We start from the raw sequence: 17256 nt of genomic DNA, 5'->3' as shown, positions 1-17256 counted from the left end.
CTAGGCCGCGACCGTTGTCGCTGTGCGGCGGTCGCGCCGGGGTGCAGCGAGAGTGCGCTCGGCCCCGATCGGGTCCGGGCGGTCCAGATTCGCGGCCGGGAGGCGCACGAGGACGATGGTGCCGACCGTTTCTTCGGAGCGGATGCGCAGCGACCCGCCGTGCAGTTCCACCATCGAGCGCGTGATGGCGAGCCCCAGCCCCGAACCCTTGTGGCTGCGGGTCATCTGCGCCTCGACCTGGGTGAACGGCCGGCCGAGCCGCACGAGGTCCGCGCGCCGGATGCCGATGCCGTTATCGACCACGTAGAGATGCGTGCTGGCGCCTGCGCGGCGCGCGCGCACGGCGACCCGCCCACCGGCCGGCGTGAACTTCACCGCGTTCTGGACGAGGTTGGCCAGGATCTGTTGCAGCGCGCTCGGATCGGCCAGCAGGTCGAGATCCGGCGGCATGTCGGTGGTGATGGTGATCGCCTTCTCGTCGGCGACCGCCGCGAAGGGCGCGATCGCCGACGACACTGCGGCCTCGGCCGAGACCGTCCGGGGGTTCAGCCGCACGCGGCGCGCCTCGAGCCGGGCCATGTCGAGGATGTCGTCGATCATGGACAGGAGGTGCGAACCGCTCTCGCGGATGTCGCGGCAATATTCGGTGTAGCGGGGCGTCCCGAGGGGGCCGAGAACCGCGTTCTCCATCACGTCGGCGAAACCGATGATCGCGTTGAGCGGCGTGCGCAGCTCGTGGCTCATGTTGGCCAGGAACTCCGACTTGGCCTGGTTCGCCGCCTCGGCGACGGCCTTCTGGTCGAGGTAGCGCTCGGCGAGGTCGGCGAGCTGCTGGGTCTGGAGTTCCAGGGTCCGGCGGGAGCGCTTGAGGTCCTTCACGGTCTCGATCAGCTCGCGCTCCGAAGCCTGGAGCTGCTCCTGATGGCGCTTCAGGCTGGTGATATCGGTCCCGACCGAGACGTAGCCGCCGTCCTTGGTGCGCCGCTCGCTGATCTGGAGCCACCGGCCATCCGCCAGTTCGGCCTCGAAGGTCCTGGCCGTCGCGCCGCCGGGCACCAGGCCGACATCGCCCGATTCGCGCCGGATCTGCGGCAGCACGCCCCGCCGCATCACGTCCACGTAGCTCTGGCCCGACCGGGCGTCCTCCGGGCTGAGGGCGTGGAGATGGCGGAACTTCGAATTGCACAGGACCAGCCGGTTGCCGGTATCCCAGAGGACGAACGCCTCCGAGATCGCCTCGACGGCGTCGCGCAGGCGCATGTCGGCCGCCGCGTTGGTCTCTTCGAGGGCGCGCTGCTCGCTGATGTCGGTGGCAATGCCGACGAGATGCCGGCTTCCATCGACGGCGTTCACCACCACCTCGGCCCGGGCGCGAAACCAGACATAGGCCCCGTCGGCGCCGCGCATGCGGAAGGCGTGATCGATATGGGTCTGGTTGGCCGCCACGCCGCGGGCGAGGCTGTAGAGGTCGCCGTCGTCGGGGTGAACGAGGCCATTGACGTCCCCGAACGAGAGATACTCGTGCTGCCGCCGATATCCGAGCAGGCCGTACATCGAATCGGACCAGTAGATCCGGCCCCGGGCGACATCCCAATCCCACAGGCCGCAGCCGCCCCGGCGCAGGGCGGTCTCGAGGCGGCCGCGGATCGTCTCGCGGGCGCGGTCGGCCCGGGCCGCTTGTCGGGTCTGGAGCCCGTAGGCGAGCCCGACCCCGACGATCACGATGGCGGCAGCGGCGATCAAAACGATCTGATCCCGAGTCCGGGCGGTCCAGCCGCGCAGCAGCGGCTCGACCGGCTGGAGCACGGCTACCTGCCCGGTGCCACCCGGCAGGCTGTGCATGGCGGCCAGCACGGTTTCGCCGCCCGGGAGGTCGAGGGCGATGGCGCCCGCGCGCTCGCTGAGGCCGGAGAGCGGCTCGCTAGCGCCGAGGACCTGGGACAGGGTCTGGAGATCGGCCGGGAGGGGCGGATGGGCGGCGACGATGCGGGTGTCGGGCCGGATCAGCAGCAGTCGCCGGCCCGGATGCCGGCCGCTCTCCGGCATCAGAGGGCGCAGATCCGCGCCCACGCTTCCGGTGGGACCGATGGCCCGCGCGGCCAAGCGTGCGAACCCTTCGAGCTCCGCCTGGGCGACAGCCAGGATCTCAGCACGCTGGCCCCGGATGTGGAGCGCGGCGAGCCCGCACAGGCAGGCCAGAAAGACCGCCAGCGTTCCCGGCACGGCAAAGCGCAGCCAGCGTTCAGCTTGGCCGAACCGGGTCTCCGGCGTGCGACTTGGCCAGGATACGGCACGAGTCGAATCCGCACGCGCGGAGAAGGAAGCGGAACCCGCCTCCGGCATGGCCGAACCTCGCCCGTGGAAACTGCGACTGGGCGGAGCGCTCGGCCCCCCGAATCTGTGTGAATACAATCACCCCGCGGGGCGGTTTGTCCACGGCTTTTTTACCATACGGGCTTGACGCCAAGCGCTTGTTGCAACGGTGCCGAAGAATCAATTTCTACCGTCAATGCAAGTGCTTAGCCGCCTCCCAGGGTACGCGCGAGAATGTCGGCGGAGTCCCGGGAGAGGCCCGGGATCGCCTTGATCCCGTTGAGCATTTCGGCGGCTTTGGCCGCCCGCGATTTTTCCAGCCGACGCCAGGATCCGAAGGCCGTCAGCAGGCGCGCTGCAACCTGCGGATTGGTCGAGTCGAGCGCCGCAACTGTCTTGACCACGCACGAAAAACCGGCGCCGTCGGCCCTCGCGAACTGAGTCGGGTTGCCGAACGCGAAGCTGCCGATCAGGGCGCGCACCCGATTCGGGTTGGTGAGCGTGAAGGCAGGATGGCCCTGCAGCCGGCTGATTCGCTCCAATGTCCCGGCCTCCGGGATCTGGGCCTGGATGGCGAACCACTTGTCGAGGACGAGGGGTTCGTCGGCATAGCGCGCGGCGAAGTCCGCGAGCGCCGCCTCGCGGGCCTCGCCCGGGATCAGTGCGAGCGTGGCCAGGGCGGCGAGGCGATCGGTCATGTTGGTGGCGTCCGCCAACCGATCGGCGGCCCGTCGCGCGCCGGCTTCGGGGTCACCCGCCGCAATCAGGTCGAGGGCGGCGTTGCGGAGCGATCGGCGTCCCGCCGAGGCCGCGTCGGGGCTGTAGGGCGCCCCGGCAACCGGCGCGAGGGCAGCGTCGATCCGCTCGAAGCGCGGCCTTAGCGTCTGGCCGAGATAGGACCGCAGCTCGAAGCGCGCCCGATGAATCGCATCGGGATCGACGTCGGCCGGCAGGGCGTCGGCGGCTTCGCCCTCACTCGGCAGCGCCAGCACCAGGGCCGCAAAGGCCGGATCGGCGAGCGCCTCGCCGTCGAGGAAACGGCCGAGCGCCTCTGCGAAGGCCTCCATGCGGCCGGCATCGGGTTCGAGGATCAGCCGAAGGGCGACGTCCTGCGCGGCCTGCCAGCTGTTGAACGGGTCGCTGTCATGCGCCAGCAGGCGCATGCGTTGTGCATCGGTCAACGCGAGGTCGAGGCGGACCGGCGCCGAGAAGTCCCGCAGCACGGACGGCACCGGCTCCTCGGTGACGCCCTCGAAGACGATCTCGGCCTCCGGACGGTCGAGGACGAACACGCCGTCCCGCACCTGGGCGCAGGTCGCATCGGTCAGCGGTCCCGACGCGCCGACGAGGCCGAGGGCGACCGGGATCACCAGCGGCGGCCCCTCTTGCCCGTCGGCATCGGGCAGGCTCTGCGCGAGCCGCAGGGTGTAGCGGGCGCCTTGCGGATCGTAGTGGCCGGAGATCGACAGGCGCGGCGTGCCGGGGCGCTCGTACCAGCGGGCGAAGGCCGTGAGATTGCGCCCGGTGACGGTTGCGAAGGCCGAGAGAAAATCCTCGACGGTGGCGGCGCGCCCGTCATTGTCAGCGAAGTACCGGTCCATGCCGGTTCGGAACGCCTGCGTGCCGATCAGGGTGCGCAGCATCCGGACGATCTCGGCGCCCTTATCGTAGACGGTCGCCGTGTAGAAGTTGTTGATCTCCGCATAGGCCCGGGGCCGGACCGGATGGCGCAGCGGCCCGGCATCCTCGGGGAACTGGCGCGCCCGGAGGCCACGCACCTCGGCGATCCGGTGCACCGGCCGGGAGCGCATGTCGGAGGAGAATTCCTGATCGCGGAAGACCGTCAGGCCCTCCTTCAGGCACAGCTGGAACCAGTCGCGGCAGGTGACGCGGTTGCCCGACCAGTTGTGAAAGTACTCGTGGGCGATGATCGCCTCGATCGCCGCGTAGTCGCCGTCGGTCGCCGTCTCGGGGCTCGCCAGCACGTATTTGTCGTTGAAGATGTTGAGCCCCTTGTTCTCCATGGCGCCCATGTTGAAGTCCGAGACGGCCACGACGTTGAACGCGTCGAGGTCGTAGGGTCGGCCGAACGCCGTCTCGTCCCAGGCCATGGAGCGGATCACGGCGTCGAGGGCGTAGTCCGCCCGGGGCTCCTTGCCGGGCTCGACATAGACCGCGCAGGTCACGGGACGCCCCTCCATGGTGGTGAAGCGGGTCTCGACCTTCCCCAGCCGGCCGCCGACGAGGGCGAACAGGTAGGCGGGTTTCGGATGCGGATCGTGCCAGACCGCGAAGTGCCGGTCGGTGCCGACCGCGCCCGATTCGACGAGGTTGCCATTGCCCAGCAGAACCGGCGCCTCGGTTCGGTTGGCCTCGATCCGGGTGGTGTAGACAGCCATGACGTCGGGGCGGTCGAGGAAGTAGGTGATGCGGCGGAAGCCATCGGCCTCGCATTGGGTGCAGTAGACCCCGCTTGAGCGGTAGAGCCCCATCAGCTTGGTGTTGGCGGTGGGATCGACTTCGGTGACGAGCCGCAGGGTGAAGGGTTTTCGGGGCGGGGCGAGCAGGCTCAGGCCCGCCGGGGACGCCGTGTAGGCGTCCGATGCGAGCGCAGCGCCGTCGAGGGCCACCGACACCAAATGCAGGTCATCGCCGTCGAGGTTCAGGGGCGCATCCGGGATGCCGGCCGGGTTCGGGCGCAGCGCCAGGGTTGCGTCGATCCGGGTGGCGTGCGGATCGAGGCGAATGTCGAGATCGACGCGATCGATCAGGTAGTCGCTCGGACGGTACTCCTCCAAGCGGATCAGCGGCGGCGTCTCGGTGCGCATGCGGCCCTCACTTCGGGTGTTTGCTGCGGTCCCTTCTGGTCGCTCGGCGCGCCCGGTGCAACGCGGCCGCGCCGGCCGTGTGCTCCGGGCCCAAGCCGCATCCGGTCTACCCGCGGTCCGGGGCGCGCTCTAGCTAGGAGTGCGATGAGCCGCGGCCGAGCAGGCCATGTCGGTCTTCCTGAGGGCGTCGTGTTGGCCCTCGCCGCAACAGAGGGATCTCCCGCGATGGAATTTCTGCACACCATGGTCCGGGTGGCCGATCTCGACCGGGCGCTCGCCTTCTACGTCGACACGTTCGGCCTGCAGGAGGTCCGGCGCGTCGAGAACGAGAAGGGCCGCTTCACCCTGGTCTTCCTGGCGGCCCCCGGCGATGCCGCCCGGGCCAAGGAGACGAAGTCCCCGCTGGTCGAACTGACCTACAATTGGGACCCGGAGACCTATTCGGGCGGCCGCAATTTCGGGCACCTCGCCTATCAAATCGATGACATCTACGCCTTCTGCGCCAAGCTCCGGGACAAGGGCGTGACGATCAACCGGCCGCCCCGCGACGGCTACATGGCCTTCGTGAAGTCGCCGGACGGCATCTCGATCGAGATCCTCCAGAAGGGGGGCCCCAAGGAGCCGCAGGAGCCCTGGACCTCCATGGAGAACACCGGCACCTGGTGATCCGTCCTTGACCCGGACTGATCCGCGAGCGCATCTGCCCGCTGGATCAGCCGGCCGGGCGGCCGCTCCGGACGCTTCACGCGTCCGGGGAGGAAAGTCCGGGCTCCATGGAGAGACGGTGCCGGATAACGTCCGGCGGGGGCGACCCCAGGGATAGTGCCACAGAGAGCAGACCGCCCCGGACGCGTCCGGGGTCAGGGTGAAAGGGTGCGGTAAGAGCGCACCGCGGACGCGGCAACGCGGACGGCATGGCAAACCCCACCGGGAGCAAGACCGAATAGGGGCGGCGCGCCCTTCGCAAGAGGGGCAGGCCTTCTCTCCAGGCCAGTCGCCCGGGTTGGTTGCTCGAGGCGGTCGGCAACGACCGTCCCAGAGGAATGGCCGCCACGTCGGCGTGCGCAAGCGCGCCGGCCCTACAGAACCCGGCTTATAGGCCGGCTGATCCACCGCCACCGGAAATTTCGCACGGGCACAAGGGCTTACCGCCGGCGGACATCGCCCGCGACGGCCTGTGCGGACGTGCGATTTACCGCGCGGTAAAAACCTTCGGTTAACCTTGCGGGGGTCAGATCGGTTCGCGCGGCAGCGCCAAGCGTGTCCGTTGACGATCCTCCGAGGCCCATGATACCCGGCATCCTCCCGTCAACGGCGCGTATCGGATCGCCGGGCGCAACCTGCCTCGCCGCAGGGCCCCTCCGTGCGCGGCGTTTTGCGCACGCTGCATCCGGTGCCGTTCCCGTCACGTGTGCCGCCCTCGGGCGGCCCGGCCCAGGGCACCATGAGACGCTTGAGCCGCATTCGCGACCGGCTTTCCGGACCGCGCCGCTATCCCGCCCCGTTCCGCGTCGCCACGCCGAGGCGCGCATGACCCGGCGGCGTCCCCTGCCGGAGGGTCACGACCCGGCGAACCAGCGCGGTGCGGGCGCGCCGCACATCCCCGTCCTGCTCGACGAAGTGGCGGCCGCGTTGCGAACCGACGGCGGCCTCGCGGTCGACGGCACGTTCGGCGCCGGCGGCTACACAGGCGCGCTTCTGGAGCGGGATCCGGCCCTGAACATCATCGCCATCGACCGGGACCCGAGCGCGATCGCGGCCGGGCAGGCCCTGGTCACCGCCGCCAAGGGTCGCCTCCGTCTGGTCTCTGGCCGCTTCGGCGAACTCGACACCCTCCTCGCCGAGGCGGGTGAGGCGCAGGCGGACTACGTCGTGCTCGATATCGGCGTCTCGTCCATGCAGCTCGACGCGCCGGAGCGCGGTTTCTCGTTCCGCTTCGACGGCCCCCTCGACATGCGCATGGGCAGCGACGGCCCGAGCGCCGCGGACCTCGTCAACGAGGCCGAAGAGACGGCGTTGGCCGACATCATCTACCATTACGGCGAGGAGCGGCGCTCGCGTGCCGTCGCGCGGGCCATCCACGAGGCCCGCCGCCGCGGCCGGATCGAGACGACTGCGCAGCTCGCCGAGCTGGTCGCCGGCGTGGTCCGGGTCGAGCCCGGCAGCCACATCCACCCGGCGACGCGGACGTTCCAGGGCCTGCGGATCGCGGTCAACGATGAACTCGGCGAATTGGTGCGGGCGCTGCACGCGGCCGAGCGGGTGCTCCGGCCCGGCGGGCGGCTCGCGGTCGTGACGTTCCATTCCCTGGAGGACCGGATCGTCAAGCAGTTCTTTGCCGCCCGCAGCGGCCGGTCCGCCCAGGGCTCACGGCACCAGCCCGGCACGCAAGCCGAGGTTACGCGGAGCTTCAACCTCGTGACCAAGGGCCCGGTCCTGCCGGGCGAGGCCGAGATCGCGCGCAACCCGCGCGCCCGCTCGGCCAAGCTGCGCGCCGCCGCGCGTACGGAATCCGCGGTGCCGGAGCCGCTGGCGGCGCTGACCGGACTCGCGAGCCTTCCCGAAGCCGCCCGCGGGGGCCACCGCCGATGATCCGCCTTCTCAACCTTCTGGCGGTCGTCGGGCTCGTGGCCTCGGCGATCTACGCCTACTCGATCAAGTACGACACGCTCTATCAGGGCGGTCAGGTCTCGAAGCTGCAGACGGCGCTGCACAAGGAGCGCCAGGCGATCGCGGTGCTGCGCGCCGAGTGGCAGCTCCTCACGCGGCCCGACCGCCTCCAGGCCGCCGTCGACAAGCACCTTGCCCTGGAACCGATCGGCACCAGCCATCTGGCGCGTCTCTCGGACCTGCCCGCCCGGCAGGAGCGCGGCGACGAAATCGGCCGGCTGCTCGCCGCCACCGCGACCCCCAAGGACAAGGGCGGACCCGAGCCGCGCACCACCGGCTCGATCACCGGCACCGTCACCACGACCCGCACCCCGACGAGCGCTTCGAGGTAGTCACCCGTGTCCCAAGACACCGACCAGACCCCAGACGAAGCCGCTGCGGCGCCGGACACCGGCGTGTCGGAGCACGAGGCTGCGCTTCTGGAGGCCGCCGCCCTGGCGCTTGCCGCCTCCGCGCCGCGCCCGATCCCCGAGGAGGCGCTGCCGCCGGAGCCGCGCGCCGACCGCGCCAAGGCGTTCGTGCGCAGCATGTTCCGGCTGGCGATCGAGCGGTCGCACATGCGCGTCGCGCTCGTCGGGCTGGTCTTCGTCGGCGTGTTCGGCACGATCTCGGCGAAGCTCCTGGCGATGGCGATCTTCGGGGAGCCGCCCAGCCAGGAGCACCGGGTAGCGGCCGCTTCCTCGACGGCGTTCCGGCCCGACATCGTCGACCGGAACGGCGAGATCCTGGCCACCGACATCCGCACCGTCTCGGTCTTCGCCGAACCCGGCAACATCTACGACAAGGATGAGGCGGTCGAGCTGCTCACCGCAGTGCTCCCCGAGCTGAATGCCTCGGAGCTGCGCGCCAAGCTGTCCTCGCGAAAGGGCCGCAGCGGCGCGGGCTTCGTCTGGGTGAAGCGCGAGCTGACCCCGAAGCAGCAGGCCGAGGTTCACCGGCTCGGCATCCCGGGCATCGGCTTCCTGCCCGACCACAAGCGGGTCTACCCGAACGGGACTGCGGCCGCCCACATCCTGGGCGCCACCAACCTCGACGGCGTCGGCATCGCCGGCATGGAAAAGTACATCGACTCCACCGGTCTGCAGGCGCTGAACAGCTTCGGGCTGATCAACAAGCAGGCCGACCTGAAGCCGGTGCAGCTCTCGATCGATCTGCGCGCCCAATTCGCGGTGCGCGACGAGCTGGCCTGGGGCATCGACCACTTCAAGGCCAAGGCCGGCGCCTCGATGATCCTCGACGTGAAGACCGGTGAGGTCATCGCCCTGGTCTCGATGCCCGACTTCGACCCGAACGACCCGAAGGACGCGCTCTCGCCCGACCGGATCAACCGGATGAATGTCGGCGTCTACGAAATGGGCTCGACCTTCAAGGCGATGACGCTCGCCATGGCGCTCGATTCCGGCAAGTATAACGTCAACTCGACCTTCGACACCCGCGGCGGCGTGTTGAATTGGGGCCGCCAGAAGATCCACGAGTATCACGGCACCAACCGGGTCATCACCATGCCGGAGGTGTTCACGCATTCCTCCAACATCGGCTCGGCCAAGATGGCCTTGGGCGTCGGCGTGCCCGGCCACAAGGCGTTCCTGAAGAAGATGGGCCTGCTCGACCGGCTGCGCACCGAGCTGCCCGAAAGCGCGGCACCGATCGTCCCGTCCCGCTGGACCGAGATCAACACCATCACCATCGCGTTCGGCCACGGCATCGCGGTGGCGCCGATCCAGGCGGCGTCGGCCGTGGCGGCCATCGCCAATGGCGGCGACCTGATCACCCCAACCTTCCTCAAGGCGAATCCCGACGACAAGGCACGCTCCACCCACGTCCTGTCGGGTGCGACCTCCGAGGCGATGCGCTACATCATGCGCCTCAACGCCTCCGAGGGCTCGGCCAAGAAGGCGGCGATCCCTTACTACTTCGTGGGCGGCAAGACCGGCACGGCCGAGAAGGTGATCGGCGGCCGCTACATCCACAACCGCCTGTTCACGACCTTCATGGCGGCGGCGCCGATGAACGACCCGAAATACCTGTTCGTCACCATCATGGACGAGCCGCAGGGCCTGCCGGAATCCGGCGGCTACGCGACGGCGGCCTGGAACGCGGGCGTGGTCACCGGCAAGGTGATCGAGCGCGTGGCGCCGATCCTGGGCCTGCCGCCGCAATTCGAGCCGCCGGTGCGTCCGTTCCCCCAGATGGTCAAGCTCAACGCCTACCATATCAATCAGCTCGGCGGTCCGTGAGGGAGGTGTCATGACGGCCCGGCTCGCCGATCTCTTCCCAGAAGCCCCTATCGGCACCGCGGATCTGGCGGTGACGGGCTTGACCGCCGACAGCCGGCAGGTCGCCACCGGCACGGTGTTCGTCGCCGTGCCAGGTACAAAGGCTGACGGGCGTCGGTTCGCCCCCCAGGCGGCCAATCGCGGCGCCGTGGCGGTGGCGGGTGAGGGCGCGCGTCCGGCTGATCTGCCGGAGGCGGTGGCCTGGGTGCCCGTAGCGGACGCCCGCAGGGCTCTGGCGCTGGCCGCTGCGCGGTTTGCCGGATGGCAGCCGGACAGCGTGGTGGCGGTGACCGGCACCGCGGGCAAGAGTTCCGTCGCCGACTTCGTGCGCCAGATCCTGGCCCGCCTCGGCCGCGACGCGGCGAGCCTCGGCACCGTCGGGATCGTCACCAACCGCGGTGCGCAATACGGCTCGCTCACCACGCCGGACCCGGTGACGCTGCACGAGACCCTGGCGCGCCTGGCGCAGGAGGGCGTGACCGACCTCGCCATGGAGGCGTCTTCGCACGGAATCGAGCAGCGCCGCCTCGATGGCGTACGGCTCATTGCGGCGGGCTTCACCAATCTCGGGCGCGATCACCTCGATTATCACGCGAGCATCGAAGAGTATCTCGCAGCCAAGATGAGGCTTTTTACGGAGCTCCTGCCAGCAGGGTGCCCGGCGGTGGTCAACGCCGACGGGGCCTATTCCGACCGGGTGATTGCCGCCGCCGGGGAGGCCGGGCGGCCTGTGCGCACGGTCGGCCGCGCCGGCCGCGACCTGCGGATCGAGTCCGTCCAGACGGAAGGATTCGCCCAGGCGGTCCGGCTCATCGAACGGGAACGCGTCCGCACGTTGCGTCTGCCGCTCGTCGGTCAATTCCAGGTCGAGAACGCCCTGGTGGCGGCCGGCCTCGCGCTCGCCACCCCGGCCGGCGCAGCCGACCCGGACGGTGTGTTCGCCGCTCTGGACCATCTCACCGGCGTGCCCGGCCGCATGGAGCGGATCGGGGAGGCGCGGGGCGGCCTCTGCCTCGTCGACTACGCCCACAAGCCCGAGGCGCTGGAGAGCGTGCTGACGGCGCTGCGCCCCTTCGCGTCCGGCCAGCTCGTGGTGGTGTTCGGCTGTGGTGGCGACCGCGACCGGGGCAAGCGCCCGCTGATGGGGGCCATCGCGCAGCGTCTCGCCGACACGGTCATCATCACCGACGACAACCCGCGCACCGAAGAGCCCGCCGCGATCCGCCAAGCGATCCTGGCCGCGGCCCCGGGCGCCGAGGAGATCGGCGACCGGGAAGCGGCGATCCGGACAGCCGTGGACCGCCTCGGGCCCGGCGACGTGCTGGTCGTAGCCGGCAAAGGTCATGAAACCGGCCAGATCGTGGGAGATCGCACCCTACCGTTCTCGGACCACGCGATCCTGCGTGCCGCCATCGCCGACGCGGCCGCCTGACGGCGACGGGGATTGACCATGACCGCACTTTGGACCCGCGCGGAGCTCGAAGCCGCCACCGGCGGCCGCCTGATCGGCGCCGAGCAGCCGATCGGCGGCGCCTCGATCGACACCCGGACGCTGCAACCCGGCGACCTGTTCTTCGCCATCCGGGGCGAGGCGCGCGACGGCCATGACTTCGTCGCCGACGCCCTGGGGCGCGGAGCCGGCGCCGCACTGGTGCGCCAGGATCGCGCCGACGCGCTGGCGGCGCACGGCCCCCTGCTGGCGGTGCCGGAGATCGGCGAGGATCCGGTCCTGACCGCGATGGTCCGCCTCGGCGCGGCCGCCCGCGCCCGAACCACGGCTCAGGTGGTGGCGGTGACGGGCTCCGTCGGCAAGACCGGCACCAAGGAGGCCCTGCGCCACGTCCTGTCCGAGCAGGGCGAGACCCATGCCTCGGCGGCCTCCTACAACAACCATTGGGGCGTCCCGCTGACGCTGGCCCGGATGCCCGCTTCGACGCGCTACGGCGTGTTCGAGATCGGCATGAACCACGCCGCTGAGATCGTGCCGCTGACCGCGCAGGTTCGCCCCGACATCGCCCTGATCACCACGGTCGAGCCGGTCCATATCGAGCATTTCGCCTCGCTCGCCGCCATCGCGGATGCCAAGGGCGAGATCTTCTCCGGGCTCCAGCCCGGCGGCGTCGCCATCATCAACCGGGACGGCCCGCATTTCGACCGCCTCGTCGCCCACGCGCAGGCGTCCCGGGCCGGCCGGATCGTCAGCTTCGGTGAGCACCCGCAGGCCGATGTCCGCGCCCAGCGGATCGTGCTGCGCCCCGATCTCTCGGTGGTGGACGCGGTGGTGATGGGTGAGGCCGTCACCTACAAGCTCGGGACCGCCGGCCGGCACACGGCTTTGAACTCGCTCGGCGTCATGGCGGTGATCCACGCGCTCGGCGCCGACCTCGCCCGGGCCGCGCTGTCGCTCGGCACGCTGTCCCCACCCGCCGGGCGCGGGGCGCGGACCGCCCTCGAGATCGACGGCGGCACCGCCTACCTCATCGATGAGAGCTACAACGCCAACCCGGCGGCGGTCCGGGCGGCGTTGGCGACGCTCGCCGGCATCGAGACCGGACCGCGCGGGCGCCGCATCGCGGTGCTCGGCGACATGCTGGAACTCGGCGCCGCCGCCCCGGACCTCCATCGCGGCCTCGCCGAGGCGGTCGAGGCCGCGCATATCGATCTCGTCTTCGCGGCCGGCCCGCTGACGCGCCACCTGTTCGAGGCGCTCCCGGTCAGCCGCCGAGCCGGCGTGGCCGACACCGCCGCCGACCTGATCGAGCCGATCACGCGGATCCTGCGGCCCGGGGATGCCGTCATGATCAAGGGATCGAACGGTAGCCGCATGGGCCGGATTGTCGACGCGCTGAAAGCCCGCTACGCGGACGACCCGGCGCGGCGCGCCCTCGCGACGGCCCCCTGATCGCGCGCCTGAGTTGATCGATGCGGCCCAGCGTCATGGACGATCGGTGCCGCTCCCTGAAACCCTCGCCTGAACGAAGGGGCCGAGCGCCCGCATGCTGTACCTTCTCTCGGAACTGAGCGGCAGCTTCACGCCGCTGAACGTGTTCCGCTACATCACCTTCCGCACCGGCGGCGCGCTGTTCACGGCGGGCCTGTTCGTGTTCTGGTTCGGCCCCTGGATCATCTCGCTCCTGCGGATCCGGCAGGGCAAGGGTCAGCCGATCCGCGAGGACGGGCCGCAGACCCATCTGCTGACCAAGCGCGGCACCCCGACCATGGGCGGCCTGATGATCCTGGCGGGCGCCGTGGTGGCGATCCTGCTGTGGGCCAACCCCCGCAACCACTACGTCTGGGTGACGCTGACCGTCACGCTCGGGTTCGGGGCGATCGGGTTCTACGACGACTACCTCAAGGTGACGAAGCAGTCGCACAAGGGCTTCTCCGGCAAGTTCCGATTGGCCTTGGAGGCTGTGATCGCGCTCGCGGCCTGCGTCACCGTCGCGGTCTATTCCCCCTCCGCGCTGCAGAACCAGCTCGCCTTCCCGGTCTTCAAGGACGCGCTGCTGAACCTCGGCTGGTTCTACCCGCTGTTCGGCGCCTTCGTGATCGTCGGCGCCGGCAATTCCGTAAACATGACCGACGGACTCGACGGGCTCGCCATCGTGCCGGTGATGATCGCCTGCGGCACCTTCGGGTTCATCGCCTACCTCGTGGGCAATTCCTTCACGGCGAGCTACCTGCAGGTGAACTACGTCCGCGACACAGGCGAACTCGCCGTAGTCTGCGGCGCGGTGATCGGAGCCGGCCTCGGCTTCCTCTGGTTTAACGCACCGCCGGCCCAGATCTTCATGGGCGATACCGGCTCGCTCGCGCTCGGCGGCCTGCTCGGCAGCATCGCGGTGGCGACCAAGCACGAGATCGTCCTGGCGATCGTTGGCGGCCTGTTCGTCCTGGAGATGATGTCGGTGATCATCCAGGTCGCCTCGTTCAAGCTGACGGGCAAGCGCGTCTTCCGGATGGCGCCGATCCACCACCATTTCGAGCAGAAGGGCTGGAAGGAGCCGCAGGTCGTGATCCGGTTCTGGATCATCGCGGTGATCCTGGCGCTGGCGGGCTTGGCGACGCTGAAGCTGCGCTGAAGAAGTGTGCTAAATAACTGTCTTGAGCGGCCAGATCCCTGTCTGGCCCTCATCCTGAGGTGCCGGAGCGTAGCGGAGGCCTCGAAGGAGGCCTCCAGCCAGCCGCGCGAGCCCTGGAGCCCTCCTTCGAGGCTGCTGCGCAGCACCTCAGGATGAGGGCGTGAGTGGGACCGGTCGGATCGACTGCCGCATCCAGAGTTCCGCATGACACCCGTCACCGTCTTTCAGGAAAAAACCGTTGCCCTGTTCGGTCTCGGCGGCTCCGGACTCGCCACGGCGCTGGCCTTGAAGGCGGGCGGTGCCGATGTGCGGGCGTGGGACGACAACGCCGATAGCCGCGTCCGCGCGCAGGACGCTGGAATCGGCATCGAGAATCTGCGTGTGTCCGACTGGTCAGGCCTCTCCGCCCTGGTGCTGAGCCCAGGCGTTCCCCTGACCCACCCGGAACCGCATTGGAGCGTCCGCCTTGCCAAGGAAGCCGGCGTCGAGATCATCGGCGACATCGAGCTGTTCTGCCGCGAGCGCCGGGCGCAGGCGCCGGGGGCACCGTTCGTGGCGATCACCGGGACCAACGGCAAATCGACCACCACGGCGCTAATCGCCCATGTCCTGGCCCAGGCGGGCCGCGACGTGCAGATGGGCGGCAATATCGGCACCGCGATCCTGTCGCTGGAGCCGCCCTCCGCGGACCGCGTCCACGTAATCGAGATGTCGTCCTTCCAGATCGACCTCACGCCGGGCCTCGACCCGAGCATCGGCGTGCTGATGAACATCACCCCCGACCATCTCGACCGTCACGGCACCATGGAGCAGTACGCCGCCATCAAGGAGCGTCTGATCCAGGGCGCAGGGCTCGCGATTGTCGGCATCGACGATGCACCGAGCCGCACCATCGCCGAAAGGCGCGGCATCGACCTCGTGCGTGTCCACGTGCCCCACGGTGAGGTGCTCGCCACCGATGCCCTGACGGTGCGCGACGGCATCGTCCGTGAACCGGACGGCACGGCGCTCGCCGATGTGAACGGGATCGGCTCGCTGCGGGGCGCCCACAACTGGCAAAACGCGGCGGTCGCGGCGGTGGTGGCGCGAGCGCTCGGTCTGTCGAGCGAGCAGATCCAGGCCGGGCTGACCTCGTTCCCGGGCCTGCCGCATCGGATGGAAGAGGTCGGACGGCGCGGCCCCGTGCTGTTCGTCAACGATTCCAAGGCGACCAACGCCGATTCCACCGAGAAGGCACTCCTGGCCTTCCGGGACATCCACTGGATCCTCGGCGGCAAGGCCAAGGATGGGGGAATCTTCCCGCTGGTGCCGTATTTCGAGCGGGTCGCCCATGCCTACCTGATCGGTGCGGCGTCCGACGCCTTTGCGGCGACCCTGGACGGCGCCGTACCTTACACCCGCTGCGAGTCACTGGAGGTGGCAGTCCCGAAAGCCGCCGAGAACGCCGCCGCTTCGGGCGCCCCCGAGCCGGTGGTGCTGCTCTCGCCGGCCTGCGCGTCCTACGATCAGTTTCCGAACTTCGAAGTGCGCGGCAACCGGTTCCGCGAGCTGGTGCAGGCGCTCGACTGAGGGAAGCTCAGCGCGCCAGTACCTTGGCGGCCTCGCGGGTCGTCCCCACCGCCTGCGAGACGCCGGCCACCGACTGCACGATCGCGCCGATATTGCCCGTGATCGCCGTGACCGCGCCGGAGGCGCTCTGCATGTTCTCGGCAAGGTCGCGCGTCACCGCACTCTGCTCCTCGATGGCGGCCGCCGTCGCCACCACTGTCTCCCGCATCACCGAGACCGAAGCCCCGATCGAGCCCAGCGCCACCACCACCTCCTGCGAGACCCGCTGTATGCTGGCGATCTCGCCGTTGATCTGGCCGGTGGCGCGGGCGGCCTGATCGGCCAAAGCCTTCACCTCGGACGCCACCACGGCAAAACCCCGTCCGGCCTCGCCGGCGCGCGCCGCCTCGATCGTGGCGTTGAGCGCCAGCAGATTGATCTGGCCGGCGATGTTCTGGATCAAGCCGACGATGCCCGTCATCGCGGTCGCGGTGAGGGCGAGCCGCTTCGTATGGGCGTCGGCATCCTGAACGCAGGCATAGGCGGTGTCGGTGGCGCTCTGGGAGCGCACGATGCTCTGGGACATCTCGGCCACCGACGCCGCCAGTTCCTCGGCGGCAGCGGCAACGGTCTGGACATTGCCGGAGGTCGAATCGGCGGCCGAGGAGGCCAGCACGGCCGCCTGGGTCGAATGCGACACGGCCTGCTCGATCTCGCCGAAATTCTGATCGATGAGCGTGCGCAGGTCGGCGAACAGGCGAACCTGCTCGCTGATGTCGGTGGCGAACTTCACCACCTTGTAGGGGCGCCCGGCCGCATCCAGGATCGGATTGTAGGAGGCCTGGATCCAGACCTCGCGGCCACCCTTGCCGATCCGGCGGAACTGCGCCGCCTGATAGCTTCCGTTGCGCAGAGCCGCCCAGAAGGCGCGGTAGGCCTCGCTGTCCCGGTAGCCCGGCTCGACGAACCGGCTGTGATGCTGCCCCACGACCTCGGTGCGGTCATAGCCCATGACCGCCAAGAAGTTGTCGTTAGCCTCGATCACGGTGCCGTCGAGGTCGAAGGCGATGACCGCCTGCACCTTGTCGATCGCCGCGATCTGGCCGGCGCGATCGGCCTCTTCGGTCCTTTGCCGGGTGATGTCGGTGGCGAACTTCACCACCTTGTAGGGCCGGCCGCGACCGTCGAGCATCGGGTTGTAGGAGGCCTGGATCCAGATCGGGCGGCCGCCGCGACCGCTCCGCTGGAACTGCCCGGTCTCGAACGTCCCGGCCCGCAGCCGTTCCCAGAACGCCCGATAGTCGGCCGAGTCGCGCTGGGCCGGCTCCAGGAACAGGCTGTGATGCTGGCCGACGATCTCGGGCAGCGTATAGCCGACGACATCGAGGAAGTTCTGGTTCGCCGAGAGGATCCGGCCGTTCAGATCGAATTCGATCACGCCCTGGACCCGGTCGAGGGCCGCGAGCTTGGCCTGGGCTTCACGGACGTTCAGGGTCTTGAACATGGCGTGCCGACTTCCGGTTGGCGGACCGGACGCCT

Annotated in this window: 11 protein-coding genes and 1 other RNA gene; 9 read left to right on the top strand and 3 right to left on the bottom strand. The window is 69.7% G+C overall.

All coding sequences use genetic code 11. The features are described from left to right. Together OXS27_RS10230 and pepN are read right to left on the bottom strand one after the other, a co-directional pair. Positions 1 to 2343: a PAS domain-containing sensor histidine kinase gene (locus OXS27_RS10230; RefSeq protein WP_267355961.1), complete on the bottom strand. Its 2343-nt coding sequence runs from the start codon at positions 2341 to 2343 to the stop codon at positions 1 to 3. A gap of 176 nt (positions 2344 to 2519) precedes the next feature. Continuing rightward, a complete protein-coding gene (pepN, locus tag OXS27_RS10225; protein ID WP_267355959.1) occupies positions 2520 to 5141 on the bottom strand; it encodes an aminopeptidase N in 2622 nt (873 codons plus the stop codon). A 225-nt stretch (positions 5142 to 5366) separates the two neighbouring features. Between pepN and OXS27_RS10220 the strand changes: the two genes are divergently transcribed. From OXS27_RS10220 to murD, 9 genes are all read left to right on the top strand, one after another. Then, a complete protein-coding gene (locus OXS27_RS10220; protein WP_267355957.1) occupies positions 5367 to 5807 on the top strand; it encodes a VOC family protein in 441 nt (146 codons plus the stop codon). Positions 5808 to 5853: 46 nt separating this feature from the next. Then, an RNA gene (rnpB, locus tag OXS27_RS10215) (RNase P RNA component class A) lies at positions 5854 to 6253 on the top strand. Between the two features lie 418 nt (positions 6254 to 6671). Next, a complete protein-coding gene (gene rsmH, locus OXS27_RS10210) occupies positions 6672 to 7733 on the top strand; it encodes a 16S rRNA (cytosine(1402)-N(4))-methyltransferase RsmH (protein WP_243920573.1) in 1062 nt (353 codons plus the stop codon). After that, positions 7730 to 8143: a hypothetical protein gene (locus OXS27_RS10205; RefSeq protein ID WP_267355954.1), complete on the top strand. Its 414-nt coding sequence runs from the start codon at positions 7730 to 7732 to the stop codon at positions 8141 to 8143. The genes rsmH and OXS27_RS10205 overlap by 4 nt, the downstream gene beginning before the upstream one ends. Before the next feature lie 6 nt (positions 8144 to 8149). After that, a complete protein-coding gene (locus tag OXS27_RS10200; protein ID WP_243920569.1) occupies positions 8150 to 10048 on the top strand; it encodes a penicillin-binding protein 2 in 1899 nt (632 codons plus the stop codon). Positions 10049 to 10058: 10 nt separating this feature from the next. Further along, the gene (locus OXS27_RS10195; protein WP_267355952.1) at positions 10059 to 11519 is read left to right on the top strand and encodes a UDP-N-acetylmuramoyl-L-alanyl-D-glutamate--2,6-diaminopimelate ligase; all 1461 of its coding nucleotides are present in this window, start codon (positions 10059 to 10061) and stop codon (positions 11517 to 11519) included. A gap of 18 nt (positions 11520 to 11537) precedes the next feature. After that, positions 11538 to 12989, top strand: a complete 1452-nt coding sequence (locus OXS27_RS10190) for a UDP-N-acetylmuramoylalanyl-D-glutamyl-2,6-diaminopimelate--D-alanyl-D-alanine ligase (protein WP_267355950.1) — start codon at positions 11538 to 11540, stop codon at positions 12987 to 12989. Positions 12990 to 13083: 94 nt separating this feature from the next. Further along, positions 13084 to 14169 (top strand): phospho-N-acetylmuramoyl-pentapeptide-transferase, encoded by a 1086-nt coding sequence (gene mraY, locus OXS27_RS10185; RefSeq protein WP_243920563.1) that lies wholly within the window; start codon positions 13084 to 13086, stop codon positions 14167 to 14169. A gap of 204 nt (positions 14170 to 14373) precedes the next feature. Then, complete coding sequence (gene murD, locus OXS27_RS10180) at positions 14374 to 15738, top strand: UDP-N-acetylmuramoyl-L-alanine--D-glutamate ligase (protein ID WP_267355948.1); 1365 nt, start codon at positions 14374 to 14376, stop codon at positions 15736 to 15738. 7 nt (positions 15739 to 15745) lie between these two features. On the opposite strand, the gene OXS27_RS10175 is transcribed toward murD, so the two are convergent. After that, positions 15746 to 17221: a PAS domain-containing methyl-accepting chemotaxis protein gene (locus OXS27_RS10175; protein ID WP_267355946.1), complete on the bottom strand. Its 1476-nt coding sequence runs from the start codon at positions 17219 to 17221 to the stop codon at positions 15746 to 15748. Positions 17222 to 17256 lie beyond the last annotated feature (35 nt).

The sequence above is a fragment of the Methylobacterium sp. GC_Met_3 genome, assembly GCF_026540775.1.
Lineage (GTDB): Bacteria > Pseudomonadota > Alphaproteobacteria > Rhizobiales > Beijerinckiaceae > Methylobacterium.
This window is presented reverse-complemented; position numbering and strand designations above follow the sequence as displayed.